The sequence below is a fragment of the Bacteroides sp. genome, from assembly GCF_030151085.1.
Classification (GTDB): domain Bacteria; phylum Bacteroidota; class Bacteroidia; order Bacteroidales; family Bacteroidaceae; genus Bacteroides.
In genome coordinates this window covers 36,900-62,409 of the sequence record NZ_JASLER010000098.1, presented here as the reverse complement: position 1 = coordinate 62,409, position 25,510 = coordinate 36,900, and the positions used below count along the sequence as shown (strand labels likewise).

Here is a 25,510-nt window from a genome sequence, read left to right as displayed (position 1 = left end):
ATCGGCGGTAGCGGTATGTAAGGCTTGGTGCATGTCTTCATCTGTGGCTTGCGGATTGCCCATAAGTAGATTGTCGCGGATTGTGCCGCTAAATAGGGTATTGCCTTGGGGAACATAAACAAAGTTACTCCGGGTTTGAGGGGAAATTTGTATAGTTGAAAGTTGAGAGTTGAGAGTTGAAAGGTGGGGCGGTGCGGTGATAGGGTTTTTACTACTGAGGGTGACACTTCCTGCCTGTGGAGTAGCGAGGGCGAGCAGAAGTCTGATAAGTGTTGTCTTGCCTCTTCCTGTTTCTCCAATAACTGCTGTACAACTTCCGGCGGGAAAGTTGCAAGAGAAATGATCGAATACAGGTTGGTCGCTTGTGGAGTAACCGAAGGCGATATCTTTCAATACTAAATCGGGAGTAGTATTGAAGAAGATCGTTTCTCCACTTGTTTCGGCTGGCAATTCTTCAAGTTCCAGTAACCGGTCTACGGCAGTAAGGGCATTGACAACCGAAGGTATCAGACGCGAAAGGTCAAGAACGGGACGTTGTACTTTTCCGACGAGTTGTAGGAAAGCGGTCATGGTTCCAAAAGTAATACTACCGGTGCTGAGGCGGACGGCTCCCCAAAGAAAAGCAGTGAGATAACCTCCGGAGAAGGCAAAAGCAACCATGGTGCGGGCAAAAAGTGAGAAACGTGTACGTCCCATGACTTGGCTACGGAGCATATCCTGTAGGTCGTCGAGTTTGTCGAGGTGTCGTTCACTCTGTTCCAAAGTTTTAATTACCGTACGGTGTTGCAGGCTTTCCTGAATGACGGATTGAATGTGGCTATCACTTTTCCGGATGTCATGGGTATATCTCCGCATGCGCCGCATATAGAATCGGCTTCCCAATAGAAAGATGGGCAGTATGGCAACTACCAACCAAGGTAATGAAGGGTCAAGATAGCAGAAGAATACGAATGCGGCTAATAGTTGTACTCCCGTAACGATGAATGTCGGGATAGAGGATGTCAGCAAAGTTACAATAGCGGAAGTATCTTGTTCTATGCGGTTTACGATGTCACCTGTATGGAAGCGCTCTAATTCATTCCAGCAACTTTGTAGCAGGCGGGAGAAAAGGCGATGCCGCAGGGTGTTTCCGGTTTCTATCTGCATGCGGGTGCTGATCCAGGTATCGGCAGTTCCGCAAAGCAATTGGGCTATCAGCAGAATAACGGTAAGGATGGCCGCATGTACCAGACTTCCGGTTGTTGCTCCGGTGGCAATATCTATTACTTGTTTGGAAGCATAGATAAAAGCAAGTGACAAGCCCACTCCCAAGATGCCTGTAAAACAACTTAGTAGTATCCATCCGCGTTGCCCGGCAGAGACGGACCAAATATATTTTAGTTTCTTGGTCTTCACTTTAATCTATTCATTTGTATGGCTATGGTGCCTTTTACCAACGTAACCGGATACCAAAAAGCTTCGCCCGGTGCAAACTGCCTTAATGCATTACAACGGCGGGTGGCACGCATAAAAGTATACCATTTCCCTGCCCAATATCCTTTGGGGCGGGGTTTGATACGGGTATCATGTTGACCAAAGTTTCCGGTAGCCAGAATATCTTCCAGTAGTTTCTCTCCTAATTCCTTAATATCTTCCAATGGAAAGGGCAGATGATGAGCAGGAAGTCCGAGGTATGTAACGGCAATGTAACCGAATGCTTGTGCCGCACGTAACAATCCGAGATCTTGTAGTTGACCAAGCAGGGCAGGAGTATCTATATCCTTATGACGACGGTTAAGCAGGCAGGCCCAGTCGCAAAGTTGGCGCAACCCGATGCCACTGTTCAGAAAATGGACAAAGGCATGCAGGAAGATGTAAAGTGCATTGAAGGTTGGGGGAGGAACTGGCATGGTATAACCCGTTTCTGCTTTTTTAGGGTACCATTCGTTCACTAGTTTCCGGAAACTACGGTTAGCAAGCGGATTGTTCAGACGAAGGATGATACGATGGTTCTCGATATGTACACCCCGAAGGGCGTAACTGGCATGTTTATCAGAAGCTTCCCCTTCTACTATGGCGCCTTGTTGCAACAATAGTTGATTAGCGACGGGTTGTCCTTTCTTTCCCAGATAGACGTCAATATCACCGCATTGGCGATGTTGTGGTTTTCGATAGTTGGTTCCGATACCTTGCCCCTTTAGCAAAACAGGATTTAACCCGGCATTACTATAAAGAGGAGTGAGTTCGGTTAGCATTTGGTTGAGACGTTCATTGGCTTGCTCTATCCGAATGGTATTGGCTGCCCATTGGAGATAAAGCGGACGTGGCGGATACAGTTCCGCAGGAAGGGTGCAAATGCCATCGAAAGTCAACGCAACCAATGCTTGTGATTGTGCCATGCGGTATAACGTATTCCAATCAGATTCTGATACGGATTGAAAAAGTGTAATATTGGCCGGCATGCCCCACAAACCGGAACGCACTAATGAGAAGAATGCTTGTTGCATAATGTCGTTATATTATAAGTCACACACCACTCCGGCGTCCTTTAACTTTTTGATAAAGTCTTCCGCATCCAAGCGTGCTTGCTCCTCGGTTACCTCATAATGCTCCGTCATCATTTGTGTAATAGAAGCGGCATCGAACTCTTGATTTCCTATGGTTGTCCAAAGGTAAGCGGCGGTAGGATTCAGGTTCAGGATATTGCTGAAGTCCACATGGGAGGAACCGTCTTGCATGATAATGCATTCGTCACCTATTTTATGTAGGAAAAGTCCTTCTCTGATTCTCATAATTCTATATGTTTTTATTAGTTATAATCTTCTGAATAGGGCGAGTAGCCAACGCCTTACCGGAGTAAGTTTCAGCCACCAATAAGAGTAGCGCTTCCATACTTTACCGTCAGCCGGGTATCTTTTATCTTTGCGTATGGCTACGGCCATAAGTCCCATAACCTGATCGATAGAAGTTTCTTCTGTTTGCGCCAGGTTACCATCACCTTGCAATATCAGTGTATCGCCGTGACGGTGGATAATCCGATGGAATACGATACGTTCTGTTATGTCACGTGCCAGTACGGCGGCACCCGGTTGCAGATCATCCGTAGTGAAGCCTCCCAGAATTATCCGGTCACGCCGATCCACTAGAAACGGATTCATACTATTCCCTCGTACGACGATGGTTACCGTATGTCCTTCCTTAATGAGCCGGGCTACTTCGGGAAGTAATATTTCATTCGGAATATTCTTTTTCATCTTATTATCACTTTACCACTCTGGGCATTTCCTCCTCTACCGTCTTTTGGCAAAGCTCTGCTGCCTCTTGATTGGGCAGGCATTTCAGATGAAAAGTAGGAGCGAGGGCGGCAAGATCGGTTACTGTTGAAACGATTTCTCTGTATATTTCATTGTCTTGTTTCAGGCAGGAACATGAAGGCAATAATGCGGCAAAAGCCCGTACTGTACTTTCTTTCTTAATTTCATTCATTGGTGCTTGTTCCAGCCTTACAAATGCACCTACTGGCATATACTCATTGCGATAACAGGGCGTTTTTCCACTCCACGGTGAACCGTAAACCGTAACTTGCTTGCCCGGAATATCCACGTGTACTATCGGATTGTCATCATTCAGCAGGTGGCATCCCGGAATATGTTTTAACCAAAGTGAGGTATGCGTACTTTTGCCGGTACCACTCTTTCCAAGAAAAAGGTATCCTTTATTATCAGATGCAATAACTGAAGCATGCATCAGCAATGTATGATGTCGTGCGGCATTGAAAGCGTAGAGCATCATTAGGAAATTGTTGAGGCCGAAGCCTATCGTACCTCTCTGTTTCGGCAAGTCTTTGGCAGTATTTTCGTTAGTTGGTAGGTAAGCAGTACACCGACGGAATCCGTCAGCACACTCCATGCTGTATGTTATTTCAGAATTCCATGGAGTGATATTTATGATATGAGCAGTATTTTCTAGCGGACGAATAGCACAACGTGCGTCTTCCCAATCGAAACAGATATCCGTATCTTGCTCTTCGGTTATCCCTGTACCTTCTGCATTTGTCAGATGCAATTCAAAGATAGTTGCTGCGTCTGAAGTTATTGGAAGTACGAACGGTGAAAGCGAAGGTAAAGTATCTGCAATATCTATCTTAGTATTGTTGATGATGCTGAATATGTGCGGACCGACGCGATAGGACGAGGCTTGGTGCTTCATGATTTTATTGGTTATTTAGTCTGCTGAATATGCTAGAATATTGTTCGTATTTGTGACAAAAGTAACTAAAATATTGGTGTTTATACTTTGTTTGCGGTGAAAAGTCCGGCTTGGGATGCTAAAAATGCGGTTAACAGATGGAAATTAATCACATTTATATGAAATAAGAAGCCGACTGCCTGGATTTTACTCCAGATAGCCGGCTTCTTTTGATTGTTTATATATCTATTTTGTACTTGCAAGCATCATATTAACATTGCTATTATTCAATTCATAAACAGTCTTTTGTACATTGCTGTCGTAAGCATTGCTCTTGTTATTCCAGCAAGCGTAGTTCAGTTCAACTTCATTATCAGAGTATTCTACATCGAGTTTGAAATAAGGAACCCAGGCTTCTTTCTCACTGTTCCACTTGGAGGCTTCTTTGCTGGTCACACGGTTTTCGTTGTCGTAAGTATAAGTGTAACGCAGGTGGCGGAATAAGTGACCGTCTTCATTACGGAAGATGTTCTTGGCGGTCATTACTTCGCCAGTCATCTCGTTGTTGGTTACATACTGGGTAGGGTTTACTGCACTTGCTGAGAAGTTCATTACACTTGCCATTACTACTGCTAACATTACAACTGCTTTGGAGATTAAGTTCGTTTTCATAATCGTTATTTTTTTATTGTTATTACTTCGTTTTCTGAGGTGGTGTTTTTGTCAACCGCCTTCGCCTATATATAGTCAATTCGCGTGCCAAACTAGTAATTGGTTGATTATCAGTGATTATCCAAAATGAAGCTATGTCCGCTTTCGGACAAGTGTCCGCACAGAAACGAACAATATCAATAAAAAGCAATCATTATGTTTGCGTTATCATCAATAAAGCATGTTCATTTCTACTGGAAAAGAGCCAATCAGGCAATCAAGTATTTACCGTATATTGAAAATAATTATCTAGTCAGTGATAACTAACTTTCCGGTATGGTTAAAACAATTTCTAAACATGCAATAAATATATAAGCTGTTTGCAACCGACTTATGGGATGTTTGCAACCAACCGATGAGCTGTTTATAACCAACTTATAGGACGTTTGTAAGCAGCCCACTAGTTTGTAGGCATAGAAAGGATTATTATTAGGGTTGAAAAAACTTATTTCTAGTGATTTAAGAGGTTATATTACACATTGTTATTTAATTCATTTCAAGTAAGTAATGAATTAAATGCATATATCTTATTTTTCGACGCAGATAACGCAGATTTAATGGCTGCGCTATGAGTAAAAGAAAAATCTGCGTTGTCAGCGTCATCTGTGTCAAAAGATTAACTCCCCCCCCCGTCAGATACCCTTTTTAGTGATTGGTACCTTCAAATAAGTCACGGCTATCTTTTGAATTCTGCGAACTCCGCTTGAAATGATTGAAAGTGTAGCTGATAGACAGCGTGATAACGGGAAACTTTGGTCGTATATGCGTGATAGATTGTAGGTTAGGAGTGATAATTTCACTCTTATAACGTGCAGAGTTGAATATATCCCGGAAGGCCAGGGTTGATTGCAGATTGGAACCCAGCCATTGCTGACGGATAGCCAGATTGACAAACCAGAAGGAATCCGACCGTCCTTGGGTAGTCACTGAAGGACCTACAAAGTTGCCGTCCAATTGAATACGAGTGTTCTTGAACACACGCAAGAGATTATTTACGGTTACGTCGTAATTGGTGCTCGTCTCTTTTTTACCTCCCGAATTGATGTTGTTCACTACCTTATAATAATAGACATTACCGTTCACATTCAGGTTCCACCATTTGTTGACTATGAATTGTCCGCTTAGTTCCATGCCCAGTGCATGGTCATTACCTACATTAGCCATTGAGTCCAGTGTAACCCCAGCTTCGTATGGTACGCGTAAACGCTCAATTTTATCTTTGCGCGACCGGTAGAACAGGCTCGATTGCAGCACCTGCTCACCGATGCTCTTTTTATAATTCAGTTCAAATGAATGTATGTATTCGGGACGTATGTCGGGATTTCCAATTTCGGCCGTATAATAGTCGCGATAGGTGATATACGGTTCCATATAAAAGAGTTGCGGGCGATTAGTCCGGTAAGAATAGGCAAATGTCAGTTTCTGCTCATGAGGTAGCGTGTAGCCGATGTGTACCGAAGGGAATATCTCAAAACGGTTTTCGGTGCGCTTTGCCCCTTCAATAGAGCTGCGCAGCACTTGGTGCGTATGCTCCCCTCTGACTCCAGCCTGTATATCGAATGCCTTGTAACTGTCACTTCCTATCAGGTAAACCGAATGGATTCCGCGTTGAAAGTAGAAAGTATTGTATATATCTTCACGCCAGTAAAATTCCTGTTTCTCCGGGTTCCAGAATTGCATGCTGTAATCACCGTCTTCCAGATAGGAATGATACTGATAACCACTTTCCAAAGTACCGGTTTTGCTGTATGGGTAATTATAGGTAAGATCTGCCTCCACAGTGCGGCGTGTTTCACTTTCCCAGGCACGGTGTCCCTGTTGGCGTTGCCCGCTCTTGTCGAAAAGATCGCTTTGAAAATATTCAAGCGGATCGTTTTCGATGCCTATCCTGAAGCTTCCGTTCAAGGCATGTCCGTCGTCGTCGAACTTGTGCGAGAATCCAGCTTTGGCACTGTTGACAGTCGAATGCAGGTTGTACATGTCGCGGCTGTTGTGATTGTACGGGCCGGATACGCCGTTGGCATCCGTATGCATTTCTGTATAATCCAGGTTTCCTTCACGGGTGAATTTATCATAAACGATCTCCAATTCTGCATTGACCGATGTTCGGGGAGAGAAGGCATAGTCTACGCCACCCCGTAATCCATAATGATAGTTTTTCCCTTTTCGGGGGCCGTTGGATATGGAAGTGGTGGTGATGTTATCAACAATGGTAGTCTTGCTCTGTTCGAAATCACTTTCACGTATCGGTTGATTCCAGTGTCCAGCGAGGTGCCATTGCAGTTTGTTATGTTGCTGTGACAGTAAGAAGTCTATGCTGTTGGAGAGAGCTGTGCTGCCCGACAGATTAACCATGCCGTTAATGCCCTGTTGCTTATTCTTCTTGGTGATGATATGAATCATACCCACTTCTCCGTCTGTGTGGTAGCGTGCCGAAGGAGTGGTAATGATTTCAATGTTCTCTATTTGTCCGGCAGGTATCTGCTGCAATGCCTGACTGCCCGAATAGAAACTAGGCTTTCCATCGATATATACCTTGAAACCGCTGCTTCCTCTGAAAGTCACTTCTCCGTCTGCATCGACCCGGAACGACGGAGTGTTTTCAAGAATATCCACTGCTGTGCCCCCACTGCTCATCAGCGCGCTGGAAGCATCTATAATTTTCTTGTCCAGTTTGTAAACCACTTGCCTCTTCGTGCCTTTCACTACGACTTCGGCTATACCGATTTCCAGCGGTTGCAGTTCGATCACTCCCATGTCCGTAACCCGTTCAGTAGGGTGGATAACAATTGAATCCCGCGTATAAATATCATATCCCAGAAACTTCACCATCAGCGAATAGGTTCCGGCTTCCACGCCTGACAACAGGAAACTTCCGCTAAGTTCCGTATGAGTTTTGGCAATGATGCCTGCTCCATTCTTCGAGAGGTAAACATCGGCAAACTCCAGCGGATTGCCTGTACCTTTTTCACGAACTATCCCTTTGATTTGCGAAGAATTCGCTATTACGGATTGGAAGCAGAAAAAGAAAAAAAGAAGAATAAATGTACTTTTCATGTCGATTATTTTATAATGTGTGCTGCAAAGATAATCAGATGCTTCAAAACCGGAAAGAAATGAATTAATTATAACTCAGTACTGTGACATATTAGTAGAAACCTTTTTCAATCCTTATTTGAAATAAGCTTTGCGTAAAGCTTAATGTAATACAAAACATTTCATGGAAGTGATTTGTTAAAATGAAAGAATTAATGATGTCTTCAATATATAATGAAATTTGATATGACTAAAAAGATAGATTATATTTCTTTGTTCGCACGTATAGCTATTGCTTTGAGCTTTCTGTCAGCAGTTGCAGACCGCTTTGGATTGTGGACACCTCTTTTGGGGAATGAGAATGTTGTTTGGGGTAATATGGATAACTTTATCACATATACCGGTATCTTAGTACCGTGGGTTCCTAAACTCGTATTACCACTTTTAGCTTGGGGAGTTACCATTGCAGAAGTTGCCCTTGGAGTATTATTGATAGTTGGCTACCAGAAACGTATAGTATCACTTCTCAGTGGACTTTTATTAGTGGCTTTTGCATTCTCTATGTTGCTCTTTTCTAGTTTCAAGGCTCCATTGGATTATAGTGTATTCTCGGCAGCGGCTTGTTCTTTCCTACTATTCAAAAACTATCAGAAAGAGAAGTAAGATAGGATGGATTAGTTAATCCATCCCTTTATTCTTTCTGTAATCGGCAGGAGATACTCCTGCCCGGCGTTTAAAGAACTTACCAAAGGACGATTGGTCAGAGAAACACAGTGTTGCCGTAATTTCTTGTATAGAAAGTTTGGAGTAAGTCAACAGGTTGCGCGCATCACTATAAAGCATTTCAAAGATAAAGTCACAGACACTTTGCCCGGTGATGCGCTTTACAATTAAGGTGAGGTAATGCGCCGAAATATTCAGTTGGGAAGCATAGAAATCTACTTTATGCTCTTTACGGTAATTCTCTATCAGCAGTTCTATGAGAGCTTTGATGATGCTTTCATGGCGCGTCAGGCTGGGGTCGTCGTACCATTCACTTTTCCGGTCGATAACATCGCTCAGGTCGAGGTAGAAAGCAAAAAGGGTATTCAGAATAACATCTTTATAATGCCGATGGGCAGTGTTGACGATTGCCCGGTCGATGGCGGATATTCGTGTGGAGAGAAGGGAAATATCTTCAGGAGCCATAACGAGTATGGGGGCGTTGTAAAGTCGGACGCCATATCGTATTCGTCGGTAAATCATATCAGTAGAGTCCATCTCCTTCATAAACTCTTTACTTACAAAAAGACAAAGGCAACGGAAATCGGGACTGCAATTTTCGAAAAAGAGGAGATGGGAAGCGGAAAGGACGAAGGTCGTATTGGCTGAGACCGAATGGGATTGATGATTGATGTTTGCCTGCGCTGTTCCAGATAAAACCAATATGCAGATAGTGGCATTGAAGAAGACCGGAGAGAATAGATGTTTCCGGATACCCTCTGCATCGAACTCCACACAATTAATCTTCCTCCGTATAGGTTCTTTATCCCCTTGTAGGAAGTCACTGATGCTCTTTATGTGAATGGGCCTTTTCATGTCCTGATGCTCCTTCTTAATCTTTGTACAAAGGTACTCAAAAGAATGGAATGGTACAAATAAAACCAGTATTGTGTAATTTGAGATTTTAAGAGGTGAGGCTTTTTCCCGACCTTTGCCGCCGATTTTGAGAACAATAATTAATTAGTTTACAATAGGTATTATATGAGGAAATTTACTCTTTCTCTATTCATGCTTTCAGGAATGGGGTGTGGTGCTTGTATCTTGGCCCAAACCCCTTCCAATTGTGTTTTGAGCATAGAACAGATGTTTGAACTGGCTGATAAGAACAGCCGTAGTATCAAGACCTTTGACTTGGCGGAACAGGAAGCCGGACAGGCTGTGAAGGTGGCGAAGAATGCTTTGTTACCCTCAATTGATGTCTCCCTCTCTGCCAGCTATCTGGGCGATGCTTGGATTGCCGACCGTGATTTCTCGGATGGTGAAAACGCGCCTATGCCGCACTTCGGGAATAATTTTGCTATCGAAGCTTCACAAGTACTTTATGCCGGTGGAGCTATTACGAGCAATATTGCAATGGCAAAACTGCGCCAACAAGTAGCGCAATTGGACAAGGACAAGAATCGGCAAGATATTCGTTTTCTGCTGGTTGGTAATTATCTGGAGTTATATAAACTGCGTAATCAGGCGGAGGTATATAAGCAGAACATCGAACAGACCAAACGCCTGCTGACTGATATCACAGCAAAAGCACACGAAGGCCTTGCTTTGAAAAACGACATCACCCGCTATGAACTACAATTGAAGTCGCTGGAACTGGCACTGACACAAATAGAAAATAGTCAAATTATCATCAACAATCAGCTCGTCACCATTCTGGGGCTTCCGCGGGAAACCGTGATTGGCATTGATTCTTGTATTCTTGACAAACTTCCCTTAGTTTCTCCCGAAATGGAATGGCAGAATACCGCTGCCGAACAGCTTCCGGCATTGAAACAGGCAGAACTGGGTATCAAACAATCGCAGCATGGCGAGAAACTGGCGAAGTCCGAACGCTTACCATCTGTTGCCTTGTTTGCTGCTAATCTTTTGGATGGCCCGATTACCATTGAGGTGCCTCCCATTGATAAGAACCTGAATTATTGGTATGTCGGGGTAGGAGTGAAGTTTAATATCGCTTCTATTTATCAGTCCGGTAAGAATATCCGCAAGGCGAAGATTGCCACGCAACGTGCCGTGGAGGGCAGGCGTCTGCTGCAAGAAGATGTACAGACTGAAGTAAAAGCAGCATACGTCCGCTTCGGAGAATCATTCACCATTTACGATACGCAACTAAAGAGCCTTGAACTGGCTAGTCAAAATTATGATATTATTCGCAATCGTTATCTGCATGAGTTAGCGCTAATTACCGATATGCTCGATGCTAGTAATTCCAAACTAAGTGCAGAATTACAGGTGGCAAATGCGCGTATCAATATTCTGTTTAATTACTTCAAGTTGAAGAAGACTACAGGAAGAATTTAGTGAAGCAGAGTTTCGATAAAAGTTATAACTATTCACATGACTAATCAAAGTCTCAATTAATTAAAATATAAAGAGCAATGAAGCACAAAACTAAAAAGTTAATCTACAACATCGTAGTAATCATTCTTATACTGGCTGGGATCTGCTGGGTAAGCTCCCGTTTTATTCATTTGGGTAATGTGGAGTTTACTGATAACGCACAAGTGAAACAACTTATCGTCCCTGTGAATTCCCGTGTGCAAGGCTTTATTAAGGAAGTCCGTTTTAAAGAAAACCAGACAGTGCATAAAGGCGATACTTTGGCCTTGATAGAAGATACCGAGTATCGTTTCCGCCTGGCACAAGCTGAGGCGGATTATCAGAATGCTCTATCCGGTAAATCGGCTATGACGACTACGATTCATACGACGCAGAACAATATCTCCGTATCGGATGCAACCATTGAAGAAGCCCGTATACGCATGGAGAATGCAGAGCGCGAATATAATCGTTACAAGAATCTTTACGAGCAGGAAGCTGTTACCCGTCAGCAATATGATGGGGTAAAGACGGACTATGATGCACTAAAAGCCCGTTATGAGGTGTTGCTTCGGCAAAAACAATCCACTACTTTGGTGAAACAAGAGCAAACGCAACGCCTCGACCAGACCGTTGCCGGCATTCAGCTTGCCGAAGCTGCACTTGCCTTGGCTAAATTGAATCTTTCTTATACCGTCATCCTTGCCCCTTGCGATGGAACGACCGGACGTAAGAATATTCAGGAAGGTCAGTTGATACAACCCGGACAAACCATTGTCGATGTAGTCGATGCTAACGACCGATGGATTATCGCCAATTACAAAGAAACCCAAACCGCCAATATCAGCGAAGGCAATCTAGTCGAAATAGAAGTCGATGCCATTCCCGGCATTACTTTCCGGGGAATAGTGAAATCTCTTTCAAGAGCTACCGGCGCCAGCTTTTCGCTGCTTCCACAAGATAATTCTGCCGGTAATTTCGTAAAGATAGAACAGCGCATCCCCGTTCGTATAGAGTTTACGCCGGACAACCGCCCCGAAGATATGAACCGCCTATGTGCCGGTATGAATGTAGAATGCGAAGTAAACTATTAATCCTATGCACGAAACAGGACCTTTTTCTATCCCTGCCATCCGTGATTTTGTCCCGGAGAAGTGGAAGCCGTGGATTATTATCTGTATGGTAGTCATCTTCCAACTTTCCGGTGGCATCTATATGGCGGCGGCAGGTGAGATGGTTGGCTCACTGGCACTGATGCAGGAAGATATCATGATGGCAGGTTATGCTTCTATGGCAGGCATGGCGTTGACATTTGCCATCATGTTCCGGCTGAAATTCCAGTTTACCTCGAAGGTGGCATTCCTCACTTGTTGTACGGCGCTAATCATTTGTAACCTGATTTGCGTAAATACAGATTGTGTGCCTCTTTTGGTGGGAATCAGCTTTATTTCGGGCTTTTTCCGCATGTGGGCTACCTTTGAATGTAATTCAACAATACAACTTTGGCTTACTCCAAAGCGTGACCTTTCCATCTTTTTCTGCTTCATATACTTGCTGGTGAACAGTTGTATCCAGCTGTCGGGACTTGCCACTATTTACGTTTCCTATTTCACGAAGTGGGAATATATGCACTGGTTCATCATTGGTTTGCTGGGCTTTGTAATGCTGCTTGTGATGGTACTTTTTCGCAATATCCGTGTGATGCGCAGGTTGCCGTTATATGGGATCGATTGGCTGGGGGCTTTATTATGGGGCTTAATTCTTCTTTGTATCATCTTCATCTGTCTTTACGGTGACCATTATGACTGGTTTGAATCCGACTATATTCGCATGGCTACATTGGCAGGACTGGTGATGTTGCTGCTCAACATTTGGCGTGCATCATTCATCCGGCATCCGTTTATTGCACTCAAGACGTTCAGTTATCGCATGGTATGGTTGCCGTTTCTTCTTTATATATTGATAGATTTCCTGCTTGCCCCGTCACATTTGTTGGAACATGTCTATCTGGAAGGGATTCTCGGTTATGATTCCTTGAATACAGTTTCTTTGAATTGGGTGGTGATGCTTGGCATTGTGGCGGGTGCATTCTTTACCTATCAGACATTTGCCTTGCGTAAATGGAGCTATAAAGTGATGACGGTCATTGCATTTACTTCTATCGTGGGTTATTTGGCGATGTTCTATTTCACTATCGACTATAATCTGCCTAAGTCGGCTTTAGTACTACCTGTTTTTCTGCGAGGCTTCGGGTATGTGATTATTGCGATTTGTTTTCTCACGGCTTTGTCTCGTGTGCCGTTCGAGAACTTTTTTCAGGCAGTCGGTGTTCAGGCGTTTGTTAGTGCTGCTTTCGGTAGTGTGCTAGGAACAGCTATGTTAGGTGAAATCTTGAAATTTACACTGAAACGGAATGCGATGCTTCTTGGTACAAATCTCGATCATGTAAATCCCCTAGCTTCACATATTCCTTTAGGACAACTCTATGGTGTCGTGCAGCAGCAAGCGCTTATAGTGTCAATGAAAGAGATTTTTGGTTGGCTGACACTATTAGGTTTATTCTGTTTGCTTTTGTTTATGGTGAATGAGAGCAAGGTACGTCCACAAAATGCAATACATCCTACTTACAAAGCTATTCGTAAGTTAGTGAAACGGGAGACGTGGCAATCGACGCACGAGGAATGAAATGGCTATTAATCCGCGCTACTTTGAACAACGTACAGGTTGACATACAATTCGCTTGACAGATTTATACCCTTTTTCTTATCATAATCAGTTGAAAATCGCTACCTTTGCACCTCTAAACGATAATTTCATTGACACTATGATATCTGTAGAAGGACTGAAGGTAGAATTTAATGCCACCCCTCTGTTTGAAGACGTCTCTTACGTCATCAACAAAAAAGACCGCATAGCCCTTGTGGGTAAAAACGGTGCGGGCAAATCTACCATGCTCAAGATACTGGCTGGCATGCAGCAGCCTACCTCCGGCGTAATTGCTGTTCCCAAAGAATGTACCATCGGTTATTTACCTCAGGTAATGATACTCAGCGATGAGCATACCGTAATGCAAGAAGCCGAACTTGCCTTTGAACACATCTTCGAAATGCAGGCGGATATTGAACGCATGAACCAACAACTTGCCGAACGTACGGATTATGACAGCGAAGATTACCAAAAACTCATTGACCGCTTCACTCACGAGAACGAACGTTTCTTGATGATGGGCGGTACCAATTACCGTGCCGAAATAGAACGCACCCTTATGGGACTCGGTTTCTGCCGTGAGGATTTTGACCGCTCCACCAGTGAGTTTTCCGGTGGTTGGCGCATGCGTATCGAATTGGCAAAACTTTTGCTGCGCCGTCCCGACGTATTGTTGCTTGATGAGCCTACCAATCATCTAGATATCGAGAGTATTCAATGGCTGGAGAATTTCCTCTCTACTCGTGCCAATGCGGTAGTGCTCGTCAGCCATGACCGTGCTTTCCTCAATAATGTAACTACCCGTACCATTGAAATCACTTGCGGCCGCATCTATGACTATAAAGTGAAATATGACGAATTTGTCGTGCTTCGCAAAGAGCGCCGTGAACAGCAACTTCGTGCCTACGAGAATCAGCAGAAGCAGATTCAGGATACCGAAGACTTCATCGAACGTTTCCGCTATAAAGCCACTAAAGCAGTGCAAGTACAGAGCCGCATCAAACAACTGGAGAAGATAGACCGTATTGAGGTGGACGAGGAAGACAACTCCTCACTTCGACTTAAATTTGTTTGTAGCAGCCGTAGTGGTAATTATCCGGTCATCTGTGAAGAGGTAGCCAAAGCCTACGGCAATCATGTTATTTTCCACGATGTAAATCTGACCATAAACCGTGGTGAGAAGATAGCGTTTGTTGGAAAGAATGGTGAAGGTAAATCTACCCTCGTGAAGTGTATTATGGATCAGATTACCGACTATACCGGTAAACTGACTTTAGGACATAATGTGCAGATAGGCTACTTTGCCCAGAACCAAGCACAGTTGCTCAACGAAGATCTTACGGTTTTCGATACGATAGATCATGTTGCCGTAGGTGATATCCGTCTGAAAATACGCGATATTCTCGGTGCTTTCATGTTTGGTGGCGAAGCTTCGGACAAGAAGGTAAAAGTACTTTCCGGTGGAGAGCGTACCCGCCTTGCTATGATTAAGCTGTTGCTGGAACCGGTGAATTTCCTTATTCTCGATGAACCGACGAACCATCTTGATATGCGATCTAAAGATGTGCTGAAAGATGCTATTCGTGAATTTGACGGTACAGTGATAATTGTCAGTCACGACCGTGACTTTTTGGATGGACTTGCGACTAAAGTATATGAATTCGGTGGAGGATTGGTGAAAGAACATCTCGGAGGTATCTATGACTTCCTTCAAAAAAAGCAGATAGAGAGCCTGAACGAGTTGCAGAAATCTTCTGGCTTATCGGCTTCGCTGGCTACTAATAAGACAGTAGAAGCTGACAATGTCCAGCCTTCGGATAACAAACTCTCTTACGAAGCTCAGAAAGAACTGAATAAGAAATTGAAGAAATTAGAACGTCGGGTGGCAGACTGTGAGTCTGAAATAGAACAAACCGAATCAGCCATTGCCATCCTTGAAGCCAAGATGGCTACCCCGGAGGGTGCGTCGGATATGTCTCTTTATGACCAGCATCAAAAGTTGAAAAGCCAACTGGACCGTGTGATGGAAGAGTGGGATGAGGCTTCTGTGGAGATGGAAGAAGCAAGAAAAGGATGATAAAACTGTAAACTATAACTTTATAACATTATTTTATGAGAGCATTTCATTATTTACCTATCGCAGCGTTCTGTCTAATGGCAGCATCCTGCAGCACAGGCAAGAAGCAAGCCGAACTTACAGCCGGCATCCAACTTGCCAATCTTGACACAACGGCTCTACCTGGAACCGATTTCTATGAATACGCTTGTGGCGGTTGGATGAAGAATAATCCTATTCCAGCCGAATATTCACAATATGGTTCTTTTACCATTCTGGCGGAAAAAAATCGTAAGCAGATTCAAGGACTTATCGAAGAGTTAGCTGCTACTCAGCACGAAGCTGGTAGTGTAGCTCAGAAGATCGGCGATCTTTATAAAATTGTGATGGACAGCGTCAAACTGAATAAAGAAGGTGTAGCTCCCATCCAACCGGAACTGGACCAACTGGCCGCCTTGAAAGATACGAAAGATGTTTATGCACTGCTGGGAGATTTGCAAAAGAAAGGTATCATTGCATATAATGTTATGTATGTTGGCGCTGACGAGATGAATAGCTCCATGAATGCCGTTCTGGCTTATCAATCCGGTTTAAGTATGGGCGAACGCGAATACTATCTGGAAAATGATGAGGCTACCGCTAAAATTCGTGACGCTTTCCGTACTCATGTACAGAAAATGTATCAATTGGCCGGTTTTGATGAAGCAGCCGCAAAGAAGGGTGTTGAAGTTGTTATGGATGTAGAAACCCGTCTTGCCAAGGCATTCCGCTCTCGTACGGAATTGCGTGATCCGCATGCCAACTATAATAAAATGAGCATCGAAGAGTTGCAGAAGAATTATCCTACTTTCGATTGGAATGCTTATTTATCTGCGCTGGGATTGAAGGATGCGAAAGAAATAATTGTCGGTCAGCCTGCTTCTTTGAAGGCTGCTGCTGATATTCTGAACACTTTGCCTGCCGATCAACAGGGCCTTTACTTGCAATGGAAGTTGATTGACGCTTCTGCCGATTATTTGAATGATGCTATGGCTGAACAGAATTTTGATTTCTATAGCCGCACGATGTCCGGTACGCAAGAAATGCAACCCCGTTGGAAGAAAGCAGTGGGCACTGTAAGTTCTGCGTTGGGTGAAGCTGTTGGCCAGATGTATGTAGAGAAATATTTTCCTGCTGCTGCCAAAGAACGTATGGTTACTTTAGTGAAGAACTTACAAGAAAGCTTGGGTGAACGCATCCAGAACCTTGCTTGGATGGGTGATTCTACTAAAGTGAAAGCTTTGGAGAAACTGGCTACCTTCCACGTGAAAATCGGCTACCCTGACAAATGGAAAGATTATTCTACATTGGAGATCAAGGATGATTCTTATTGGGCAAATATGGAACGTGCCAATCAGTGGGGACATGCTGAGATGATTGCCAAAGCCGGTAAACCGGTTGATAAGGATGAGTGGTTGATGACTCCTCAAACTGTAAATGCTTATTACAATCCTACTACCAATGAGATTTGTTTCCCTGCCGCTATCCTGCAATATCCGTTCTTTGACATGAATGCTGACGATGCTTTCAATTATGGTGCTATTGGTGTGGTAATTGGACACGAGATGACTCACGGATTTGACGATCAGGGACGCCAATACGATAAAGACGGTAACCTGAAAGATTGGTGGACAGAAGAAGATGCCAAACGTTTTGACGAACGTGCACAGATTATGGTGAATGTATTCGATAGCATTGAGGTTGCTCCGGGTGTATATGGCAATGGTCGTATGACTTTGGGTGAAAATATCGCCGACCACGGTGGCTTGCAGGTATCTTACCAGGCATTCAAGAAAGCGACTGCCAATGCTCCGCTTGCCGAGAAAGACGGCTTTACTCCCGAACAACGCTTCTTCCTGGCTTATGCAGGAGTATGGGCTAATGACATTCGTCCTGAAGAAATACTGAACCGTACGAAGAGCGACGTTCACTCATTGGGTAAATGGCGTGTGGATGGTGCATTGCCGCAAATCGGTGCTTGGTACGAAGCATTCAATATCACTGAAAAAGATCCGATGTTCTTGCCGGTGGAAAAAAGAGTTTCCATCTGGTAAAATCGGAAAATATTTCCTTTAAAAAAGGCAGCAGACTGGCGACAGATGCTGCCTTTTTTAATTATACCTAATTTATTGTATATGAATGTATGAACGAATAAACAAAATTTGTAACTTTGCACACCAAAATACTTATATACGCATACTTTAATACGCAAATCCATGTCTGAAACAAAAAGAATTAAAACAGCATTGGTGTCCGTTTACCATAAGGAAGGTTTAGACGAAATCATTACCAAGCTGCATGAAGAAGGTGTAGAGTTCCTTTCAACCGGTGGAACCCGTCAATTTATAGAATCTTTAGGTTACCCCTGCAAGGCAGTGGAAGACCTTACTACATACCCTTCCATTCTGGGTGGACGTGTAAAGACTTTGCATCCGAAGATTTTCGGAGGTATTCTTTGTCGTCGCGGATTGGAACAAGACATGCAACAAATTGATAAATATGAAATTCCCGAAATAGATATTGTAATCGTCGACCTTTATCCGTTTGAGGCAACAGTTGCCAGCGGTGCCGACGAACCTACTATTATCGAGAAAATTGATATAGGTGGTATCTCTTTGATTCGTGCCGCCGCTAAAAACTATAACGATGTAGTTATCATTGCTTCTCAGGCTCAATATCAACCGTTCCGCGATATGTTGATGGAACATGGCGCTACAACTACGCTTGAAGAGCGTCGCTGGTTTGCTAAAGAAGCTTTTGGCGTTTCTTCTCACTATGACTCAGCTATCTTTAACTACTTTGATGGTGAAGAAGGTTCTGCCTTCCGCCAGTCGGCAAACAGTCAGAAGACTTTGCGTTATGGCGAAAATCCTCATCAGAAGGGTTATTTCTTTGGTAATCTGGATGCGATGTTCGACCAGATTCATGGCAAAGAAATCTCATACAACAATCTGCTTGACATCAATGCAGCGGTTGATTTGATTGATGAGTTTACAGAAACGACTTTCGCCGTTTTGAAACATAACAATGCTTGCGGTCTGGCTTCACGTCCTACCGTACTCGAAGCATGGAACGATGCACTTGCAGGTGATCCGGTTTCTGCTTTCGGTGGCGTGCTTATCACCAATGCGGTGATTGATAAAGCTGCTGCTGAAGAAATCAACAAGATCTTCTTTGAGGTGATCATTGCTCCCGATTATGATGTAGATGCATTGGAAATCCTCGGTCAGAAGAAGAATCGTATTATTTTAGTTCGCAAGCAGGCAACCCTTCCTAATAAGCAATTCCGTTCTTTGCTGAATGGGGTATTGGTACAAGACCGTGACCTCAAAGTAGAAACTCCGGAAGACTTAAAGACTGTTACAACAAAAGCTCCTACAGCACAGGAAGTTGAAGATATGCTTTTCGCCAATAAGATTGTAAAGAACAGTAAATCGAATGCGATTGTATTGGCAAAAGACAAGCAATTGTTAGCAAGCGGTGTCGGTCAGACTAGCCGTGTTGATGCTTTGAAGCAAGCTATCGAGAAAGCCAAGAACTTCGGTTTTGAACTGGAGGGCGCTGTAATGGCAAGTGATGCTTTCTTCCCCTTCCCCGACTGTGTGGAAATAGCAGGCAATGAAGGTGTAAAAGCTGTTATTCAACCGGGTGGAAGCATTAAAGATGAACTTTCATTTGAGTATTGCAACGAGCATGGCATTGCAATGGTAATTACTGGATTCCGTCACTTTAAACACTAATTAGGATTTACGATTTGACGATTTACGATTTACGATTAAAGTTACATTGTGAATCTAAATCTCAAATTGTAAATAAGAGAAATATTAATCGTAAATCGTAAATAGTTAAATTGTAAATACACATGGGATTATTCTCTTTTACTCAAGAAATAGCGATGGACCTTGGCACAGCCAATACCATCATTACCACAAATGGTAAGATTGTGGTGGATGAGCCTTCGGTAGTGGCATTGGACCGTCGGACAGATAAGATGATTGCCGTGGGCGAAAAGGCAAAGTTGATGCACGAGAAGACTCACGAAAATATACGTACCATCCGTCCGCTTCGTGACGGTGTAATTGCCGACTTCTATGCTTGCGAGCAGATGATACGCGGACTTATCAAGATGGTGAATAACCGCAATCGTTTGTTTTCTCCTTCACTCCGTATGGTGATTGGTGTTCCTTCGGGTAGTACCGAAGTAGAACTTCGTGCTGTACGCGACTCTGCCGAGCATGCCGGTGGACGTGATGTCTATTTGATTTTTGAACCGATGGCTGCTGCTATTGGTATCGGCATCGACGTGGAGGCTCCGGAAGGTAACATGATTGTTGATATAGGTGGTGGTTCTACGGAAATTGCCGTTATCTCTTTAGGAGGTATCGTTTCTAACAATTCTATCCGTATAGCCGGTGATGACTTTACAGCCGATATTCAGGAATACATGAGCCGTCAGCATAACGTGAAAGTCAGCGAACGTATGGCCGAGCGTATCAAAATCAATGCGGGTGCTGCCTTGACCGAATTAGGTGAAGATGCTCCGGAAGATTACATTGTGCACGGTCCGAACCGTATCACAGCACTGCCGATGGAAGTACCTGTTTGCTATCAGGAAGTGGCACACTGTCTGGAGAAATCCATCTCTAAGATTGAAACTGCTGTTCTGAGCGCATTGGAGAATACTCCTCCCGAACTTTATGCCGATATTGTACACAACGGTATCTATCTGGCAGGTGGCGGTGCTTTGCTTCGTGGACTGGATAAACGTTTGACTGATAAGATAAACATACCGTTCCATATTGCGGAAGATCCTTTGCACGCTGTTGCCAAAGGTACGGGAATTGCATTGAAGAATGTTGATCGTTTCTCATTCTTAATGAGATAATACAGGCATGCGAAATTTACTGAACTTTCTCATTAAATACAATTACTGGTTCCTCTTTCTTTTGTTAGAGGTGACCAGTTTTGTTTTATTGTTCCGTTTCAACCATTACCAGCAGAGTGTATATTTTACGTCTGCTAACGGAATTGCAGGGAAGGTTTATGAGGTTTCGGGAGGCATTACTTCCTATTTCCATTTAAAGTCTGTAAACGAGGACTTGCTTGATCGTAATATGTTACTGGAACAGCGCGTTTCCTTTCTTGAAAAAACCTTGGCTGAAAATGGCATGGACTCGGTAAGATTGTATAGCATGGAACGGCTTGCCCCCGAAGGTTATCGCATATTCAAGGCAAGTGTCATTAAGAACAGTTTGAACCGGGAGAATAATTACATCACTTTGGATCGGGGCATTCAAGAAGGTATCCGTCCCGAAATGGGAGTGGTTGATGCTAACGGTGTAGTGGGTATTGTTTATAAGACGTCCCCGCATTATTCTTTGGTTATACCTATACTGAATAGTAAGTCCAGTATTAGTTGTAAGATTGTGGGTAGCGACTATTTTGGCTATTTGAAGTGGGAGGGGGGCGATTCACGTTATGCCTACCTGAAAGACTTACCTCGGCATGCAGAATTTAACTTGGGCGATACGGTAGTAACCAGTGGCTATTCCACTGTATTTCCCGAAGGTGTAATAGTAGGAACGGTAGATGATATGTCCGATTCACACGATGGACTTTCTTACCTGTTGAAAATAAAGTTGGCTACGGACTTTGGTAAAGTGAGTGATGTGCGAGTTATTTCGCGTAGTGGGCAAGAAGAGCAAAATGCGTTAGAAGCAAAAGAGGAAGAAAAGTGATCATCAATTATCTACATAAAATAGGGTGGTTTATCGGTTTGGTACTGTTACAGGTACTGATATTGAACAATGTACATATTGCCGGGTATGCCACCCCATTCTTATATATCTACCTGATATTAAAATTTGAATCGGATGTTCCTCGTAATGTTCTGATGCTTTGGGCTTTCTTTTTGGGATTGACCATTGATATACTCTCTGATACTCCGGGAATGAATGCGGCGGCTACTGTTATGTTGGCTTTCCTACGACCTGTATTCCTGCGACTGTTTGTACCTCGTGATACACTGGACGGTTTAGTGCCGGCAGTCCGTACAATGGGAGTTGCTCCCTTCTTGAAATACTTAATTGTTAGTGTCTTTGTACATCACGGAATGCTGCTTACCATTGAATTCTTTTCTTTTGCCCACATCGGTACACTGTTGCTGAGGATTGTGGCAAGTACATTGTTGACTGTTACTTGTATCATGGCAATGGAGGGGATTAGGAAGAAGTGATTAGTGATTTGAGGAGGAAGAATGGCAAAAGATTATATACTGGAAAAGCGAAAATATGTAGTAGGCATGGCAGCTGTTGTCATCGTCATTATTTATGTATTGCGTTTGTTCGACTTGCAAATCATGACGGATGATTACAAGAAGAATGCAGATAGTAATGCCTTTTTAAATAAGATTCAATATCCTTCTCGTGGTGCTATTTATGACCGGAATGGTAAATTGCTGGTATTTAATCAACCTGCATATGATATTACTTTCGTTCCCCGTGAGGTGACACAACTGGACACACTTGACCTTTGCCGTACACTGAATATCACCCTCGAACAGTTTGAAAAACGTATGAAGGACGTAAGGAACCGTTGGATGAATCCCGGCTATTCCAAATATACTCATCAGACTTTTATGACACAGCTTTCCGCCGAAGAGTGCGGCGTATTTCAGGAAAAGCTGTTTAAGTTCTCCGGGTTTTATATTCAGCGGCGTACTATCAGACAATATACGTATAACTCTGCCGGTCATGCATTGGGAGACATCGGAGAAGTATCAAAGAAAGATATTGAGAACGATGATTATTATATCCGTGGCGACTATGTAGGTAAGCAAGGTATTGAGAAATCTTACGAAAAATATCTTCGTGGAGAGAAAGGAGTCGAAATTTTGCTTCGCGATGCTCATGGGCGTATTCAGGGTCATTATATGGATGGAAAACTGGATCGTCCTTCTGTTCCTGGTAAGAACTTGACTTTGGGTATTGACATAGACCTGCAAATGTTGGGTGAGCGCCTGTTGCAGCATAAAATTGGATCTATTGTTGCCATTGAACCTGCAACGGGAGAGATTCTTTGTATGGTATCTTCGCCGACTTTTGATCCTCACTTGATGATTGGGCGTCAACGTGGTAAGAATCATCGGATATTGCAAATGGATAAACGGAAGCCATTGCTGAACCGGTCTATTATGGGAGCTTATCCTCCGGGATCTACCTTCAAGACAGCCCAAGCATTGACTTTTCTTCAAGAAGGAATTGTGCACGAGGATTATCCGGCCTTCCCTTGTGGACATGGATTTAACTATGGAAGTTTGCACGTTGGTTGTCACGCTCACGGATCGCCTCTGCCTTTGGTGCCGGCAATTGCTACTTCTTGTAACTCTTATTTCTGTTGGGGACTGTTCAGGATGTTTGGTGATAAGAAATATGGCAAACCGCAAAATGCGATTACCGTTTGGAAAGATCACATGGTGTCACAAGGTTTTGGTTACCGGCTTGGAACTGACTTACCTGGTGAACAACGAGGTCTGATTCCAAATGCCGCTTTCTATGATAAAGCATACCGAGGCTCTTGGAATGGACTAACTGTCATAAGTATTGCTATTGGTCAAGGTGAAGTTCTTGCTACTCCATTGCAGATAGCCAATCTTGGAGCAACGATTGCCAATCGCGGACATTTTATAACTCCGCATATCGTGAAAGAAATACAGGATAATGAACTGGATAGTCTTTATCGCTTTCCACATTATCCGACAATTGACAAAATGCACTATGAAGAAGTAGTGAAAGGTATGCGTGCGGCTGTTACCGGTGGTACTTGCCGTTTACTCAATACTATCCTCCCGGGTATCGAATCTTGTGGTAAAACGGGTACAGCTCAGAATCGTGGAAAAGACCATTCCGCTTTTATGGGATTTGCTCCTATGGATAATCCGAAGATAGCTATTGCTGTTTATGTGGAGAATGGAGGATTTGGAGCAACCTTTGGTGTACCTATCGGAGCTTTAATGATGGATCAATATCTGAATGGGAAGTTATCTCCTGCCAATGAGATACTGGCAGAAGACTTCAGTAATCGAGTAATATTGTATGGTGACGAGGAGAGATAGTATATGGAAATCGCTGGATTGGGTAACAATTGTTGTTTACCTGATGCTGATTGTATTCGGCTGGTTCAGCGTTTGCGGGGCAAGTTACGATTATGGTGACCGTGACTTTCTGGATTTCTCAACCCGTGCCGGTAAGCAGTTTGTGTGGATTATATGTTCTTTCGGATTGGGATTTGTTTTGTTGATGCTGGACGATGCCCTTTATGATACATTCTCATACCTTATATATATAGGACTAATGCTACTTCTTATAGTCACGATATTTATTGCGCCCGATACGAAGGGGTCGCGGTCGTGGCTGATATTAGGACCGGTAAGTTTGCAACCGGCGGAGTTTGCTAAGTTCGCGACGGCATTAGCGCTGGCTAAGTATATGAGTGCTTATTCGTTTACAATGAAGAATTGGAAGAGTGCAGTAATGCTATTGTTCTTGATCTTGTTTCCGATGGTACTGATTATTCTGCAACGGGAAACAGGTTCCGCATTGGTTTATTCTGCTTTCTTCCTGATGCTTTATAGAGAAGGAATGCCGGGAGTTGTTTTATTTTCCGGTATTTGTGCGGTGGTTTATTTTGTGGTCGGCATACGTTTTGACAATGTAATGATTGCAGATACGCCTACGCCGATTGGTGAATTTGTAGTATTGTTAATGGTACTACTATTTGCCGGCGGAATGGTGTGGGTTTATAAAAAGCGATGGGCACCTGCCTGTAATATCATACTGGGCTCTTTGGGGGGATTACTTATAGCTTATTTGGTCTCAGAGTATGTGGTACACTTCAATCTAGTGTGGGTGCAATGGGGACTTTGTGCAGTTGTTATCTGTTATCTTTTGTTCTTGGCATTGAGTGAACGTCATTTTTCTTACATTCTGATAGGCTTGTTTGCTCTTGGATCCATTGGCTTCCTTTATTCCAGTGATTATTTCTTTAATAAAGTGTTGGAGCCGCATCAACAGATACGTATCAAGGTTGTGCTTGGTATGGAAGAAGATTTGACTGGTGCCGGATATAATGTGAACCAGTCAAAAATAGCTATTGGATCGGGTGGCTTGATGGGGAAAGGTTTCCTGAACGGAACTCAAACGAAGCTGAAATATGTTCCCGAACAAGATACGGACTTTATCTTTTGTACTGTAGGAGAAGAAGAAGGTTTTGTGGGCTCTGCCGCTGTATTGCTTTTGTTTCTTATCCTGATATTGCGGTTAATTGTCGTAGCAGAGCGACAACCTTCGGTTTTTGGGCGTGTGTATGGATATTCGGTACTCAGCATTTTTCTGTTTCACCTTTTTATAAATATCGGTATGGTATTAGGCTTGACGCCGGTAATTGGCATCCCATTGCCTTTTTTCAGTTATGGTGGTTCTTCATTATGGGGCTTCACTATCTTACTCTTTATTTTCCTGCGGATTGATGCAGGACGAAATCGCAGGCTATAGCGTTCTACTTTATAGGAAAATGATGCGCTCATTTAGAGGTGTTCAGCGTGTCCAAGCAGGAAATGTCCGTTCCCACGTGGGGAAACGAACGTTCCCATTAGGAGAAACGGATGTTCCCATTAGTGGAAACGGGAGTTTCTATTAGAGGGAAAAATAAGTATTT

At 43.4% G+C, this 25,510-nt stretch carries 20 protein-coding genes; 12 read left to right on the top strand and 8 right to left on the bottom strand.

Going from position 1 to position 25,510, the window contains the following annotated elements:
* From Q1W14_RS21200 to Q1W14_RS21170, 7 genes are all read right to left on the bottom strand, one after another.
* Nucleotides 1–1,395, bottom strand: a 1,395-nt coding sequence (locus tag Q1W14_RS21200) for an ABC transporter ATP-binding protein (RefSeq protein ID WP_300704793.1), incomplete at its 3' end; no start/stop codon positions are given.
* Nucleotides 1,392–2,486: a nucleotidyltransferase family protein gene (locus tag Q1W14_RS21195; RefSeq protein ID WP_300704792.1), complete on the bottom strand. Its 1,095-nt coding sequence runs from the start codon at nt 2,484–2,486 to the stop codon at nt 1,392–1,394. The genes Q1W14_RS21200 and Q1W14_RS21195, both read right to left, overlap by 4 nt.
* Before the next feature lie 12 nt (nt 2,487–2,498).
* Complete coding sequence (locus Q1W14_RS21190) at nt 2,499–2,771, bottom strand: PqqD family protein (protein ID WP_300704790.1); 273 nt, start codon at nt 2,769–2,771, stop codon at nt 2,499–2,501.
* Between the two features lie 21 nt (nt 2,772–2,792).
* Nucleotides 2,793–3,233: a S24/S26 family peptidase gene (locus tag Q1W14_RS21185; RefSeq protein ID WP_300704789.1), complete on the bottom strand. Its 441-nt coding sequence runs from the start codon at nt 3,231–3,233 to the stop codon at nt 2,793–2,795.
* A gap of 7 nt (nt 3,234–3,240) precedes the next feature.
* On the bottom strand, nt 3,241–4,188 hold the full coding sequence (locus Q1W14_RS21180; protein ID WP_300704787.1) for a hypothetical protein: 948 nt from the start codon (nt 4,186–4,188) through the stop codon (nt 3,241–3,243).
* Nucleotides 4,189–4,413: 225 nt separating this feature from the next.
* Nucleotides 4,414–4,839 carry a DUF3836 domain-containing protein gene (locus Q1W14_RS21175; RefSeq protein ID WP_300704786.1) on the bottom strand — a complete coding sequence of 142 codons (426 nt, stop codon included), beginning with the start codon at nt 4,837–4,839 and terminating at the stop codon, nt 4,414–4,416.
* 684 nt (nt 4,840–5,523) lie between these two features.
* The gene (locus tag Q1W14_RS21170) at nt 5,524–7,935 is read right to left on the bottom strand and encodes a TonB-dependent receptor (RefSeq protein WP_300704785.1); all 2,412 of its coding nucleotides are present in this window, start codon (nt 7,933–7,935) and stop codon (nt 5,524–5,526) included.
* Between the two features lie 225 nt (nt 7,936–8,160).
* Between Q1W14_RS21170 and Q1W14_RS21165 the strand changes: the two genes are divergently transcribed.
* Nucleotides 8,161–8,577: a DoxX protein gene (locus tag Q1W14_RS21165; RefSeq protein WP_300704783.1), complete on the top strand. Its 417-nt coding sequence runs from the start codon at nt 8,161–8,163 to the stop codon at nt 8,575–8,577.
* 15 nt (nt 8,578–8,592) lie between these two features.
* Here the strand turns inward: Q1W14_RS21165 and Q1W14_RS21160 are convergent, their stop codons facing one another.
* Entirely contained in the window at nt 8,593–9,492 is a 900-nt protein-coding gene (locus Q1W14_RS21160; protein ID WP_300704781.1) for an AraC family transcriptional regulator, read from the bottom strand.
* Nucleotides 9,493–9,657: 165 nt separating this feature from the next.
* Here Q1W14_RS21160 and Q1W14_RS21155 point away from each other — a divergent pair, with 165 nt between their 5' ends.
* The 11 genes from Q1W14_RS21155 to rodA all read left to right on the top strand — a co-directional run bounded on the left by Q1W14_RS21155 (nt 9,658) and on the right by rodA (nt 25,347).
* Nucleotides 9,658–10,977 carry a TolC family protein gene (locus Q1W14_RS21155; protein ID WP_300704779.1) on the top strand — a complete coding sequence of 440 codons (1,320 nt, stop codon included), beginning with the start codon at nt 9,658–9,660 and terminating at the stop codon, nt 10,975–10,977.
* Between the two features lie 77 nt (nt 10,978–11,054).
* The gene (locus Q1W14_RS21150; protein WP_300704777.1) at nt 11,055–12,089 is read left to right on the top strand and encodes an HlyD family secretion protein; all 1,035 of its coding nucleotides are present in this window, start codon (nt 11,055–11,057) and stop codon (nt 12,087–12,089) included.
* Between the two features lie 4 nt (nt 12,090–12,093).
* Complete coding sequence (locus Q1W14_RS21145) at nt 12,094–13,680, top strand: hypothetical protein (RefSeq protein WP_300704775.1); 1,587 nt, start codon at nt 12,094–12,096, stop codon at nt 13,678–13,680.
* Nucleotides 13,681–13,819: 139 nt separating this feature from the next.
* Nucleotides 13,820–15,778, top strand: coding sequence for an ABC-F family ATP-binding cassette domain-containing protein (locus tag Q1W14_RS21140; RefSeq protein WP_300704774.1), 1,959 nt, complete (start codon nt 13,820–13,822; stop codon nt 15,776–15,778).
* A 35-nt stretch (nt 15,779–15,813) separates the two neighbouring features.
* Entirely contained in the window at nt 15,814–17,850 is a 2,037-nt protein-coding gene (locus Q1W14_RS21135; RefSeq protein WP_300704772.1) for a M13 family metallopeptidase, read from the top strand.
* 162 nt (nt 17,851–18,012) lie between these two features.
* Complete coding sequence (purH, locus tag Q1W14_RS21130) at nt 18,013–19,536, top strand: bifunctional phosphoribosylaminoimidazolecarboxamide formyltransferase/IMP cyclohydrolase (protein ID WP_300704770.1); 1,524 nt, start codon at nt 18,013–18,015, stop codon at nt 19,534–19,536.
* A 122-nt stretch (nt 19,537–19,658) separates the two neighbouring features.
* Nucleotides 19,659–20,681: a rod shape-determining protein gene (locus Q1W14_RS21125; protein ID WP_300704768.1), complete on the top strand. Its 1,023-nt coding sequence runs from the start codon at nt 19,659–19,661 to the stop codon at nt 20,679–20,681.
* Between the two features lie 7 nt (nt 20,682–20,688).
* Nucleotides 20,689–21,534, top strand: coding sequence for a rod shape-determining protein MreC (gene mreC / locus Q1W14_RS21120; protein WP_300704766.1), 846 nt, complete (start codon nt 20,689–20,691; stop codon nt 21,532–21,534).
* A complete protein-coding gene (mreD, locus tag Q1W14_RS21115; protein WP_300704765.1) occupies nt 21,531–22,031 on the top strand; it encodes a rod shape-determining protein MreD in 501 nt (166 codons plus the stop codon). Before mreC ends, mreD begins: the two co-directional genes overlap by 4 nt.
* Before the next feature lie 21 nt (nt 22,032–22,052).
* Complete coding sequence (locus tag Q1W14_RS21110) at nt 22,053–23,909, top strand: penicillin-binding transpeptidase domain-containing protein (RefSeq protein ID WP_300704763.1); 1,857 nt, start codon at nt 22,053–22,055, stop codon at nt 23,907–23,909.
* A complete protein-coding gene (gene rodA, locus Q1W14_RS21105) occupies nt 23,890–25,347 on the top strand; it encodes a rod shape-determining protein RodA (protein ID WP_300704762.1) in 1,458 nt (485 codons plus the stop codon). The genes Q1W14_RS21110 and rodA overlap by 20 nt, the downstream gene beginning before the upstream one ends.
* Nucleotides 25,348–25,510: the final 163 nt, after the last annotated feature.

Coding starts and splice junctions, on each gene's coding strand:
- Q1W14_RS21195 (WP_300704792.1), bottom strand. CDS start 2,486: ATGCAACAAGCATTCTTCTCATTAGTGCGTTCCGGTTTGTGGGGCATG.
- Q1W14_RS21190 (WP_300704790.1), bottom strand. CDS start 2,771: ATGAGAATCAGAGAAGGACTTTTCCTACATAAAATAGGTGACGAATGC.
- Q1W14_RS21185 (WP_300704789.1), bottom strand. CDS start 3,233: ATGAAAAAGAATATTCCGAATGAAATATTACTTCCCGAAGTAGCCCGG.
- Q1W14_RS21180 (WP_300704787.1), bottom strand. CDS start 4,188: ATGAAGCACCAAGCCTCGTCCTATCGCGTCGGTCCGCACATATTCAGC.
- Q1W14_RS21175 (WP_300704786.1), bottom strand. CDS start 4,839: ATGAAAACGAACTTAATCTCCAAAGCAGTTGTAATGTTAGCAGTAGTA.
- Q1W14_RS21170 (WP_300704785.1), bottom strand. CDS start 7,935: ATGAAAAGTACATTTATTCTTCTTTTTTTCTTTTTCTGCTTCCAATCC.
- Q1W14_RS21165 (WP_300704783.1), top strand. CDS start 8,161: ATGACTAAAAAGATAGATTATATTTCTTTGTTCGCACGTATAGCTATT.
- Q1W14_RS21160 (WP_300704781.1), bottom strand. CDS start 9,492: ATGAAAAGGCCCATTCACATAAAGAGCATCAGTGACTTCCTACAAGGG.
- Q1W14_RS21155 (WP_300704779.1), top strand. CDS start 9,658: ATGAGGAAATTTACTCTTTCTCTATTCATGCTTTCAGGAATGGGGTGT.
- Q1W14_RS21150 (WP_300704777.1), top strand. CDS start 11,055: ATGAAGCACAAAACTAAAAAGTTAATCTACAACATCGTAGTAATCATT.
- Q1W14_RS21145 (WP_300704775.1), top strand. CDS start 12,094: ATGCACGAAACAGGACCTTTTTCTATCCCTGCCATCCGTGATTTTGTC.
- Q1W14_RS21140 (WP_300704774.1), top strand. CDS start 13,820: ATGATATCTGTAGAAGGACTGAAGGTAGAATTTAATGCCACCCCTCTG.
- Q1W14_RS21135 (WP_300704772.1), top strand. CDS start 15,814: ATGAGAGCATTTCATTATTTACCTATCGCAGCGTTCTGTCTAATGGCA.
- purH (WP_300704770.1), top strand. CDS start 18,013: ATGTCTGAAACAAAAAGAATTAAAACAGCATTGGTGTCCGTTTACCAT.
- Q1W14_RS21125 (WP_300704768.1), top strand. CDS start 19,659: ATGGGATTATTCTCTTTTACTCAAGAAATAGCGATGGACCTTGGCACA.
- mreC (WP_300704766.1), top strand. CDS start 20,689: ATGCGAAATTTACTGAACTTTCTCATTAAATACAATTACTGGTTCCTC.
- Q1W14_RS21110 (WP_300704763.1), top strand. CDS start 22,053: ATGGCAAAAGATTATATACTGGAAAAGCGAAAATATGTAGTAGGCATG.
- rodA (WP_300704762.1), top strand. CDS start 23,890: ATGGTGACGAGGAGAGATAGTATATGGAAATCGCTGGATTGGGTAACA.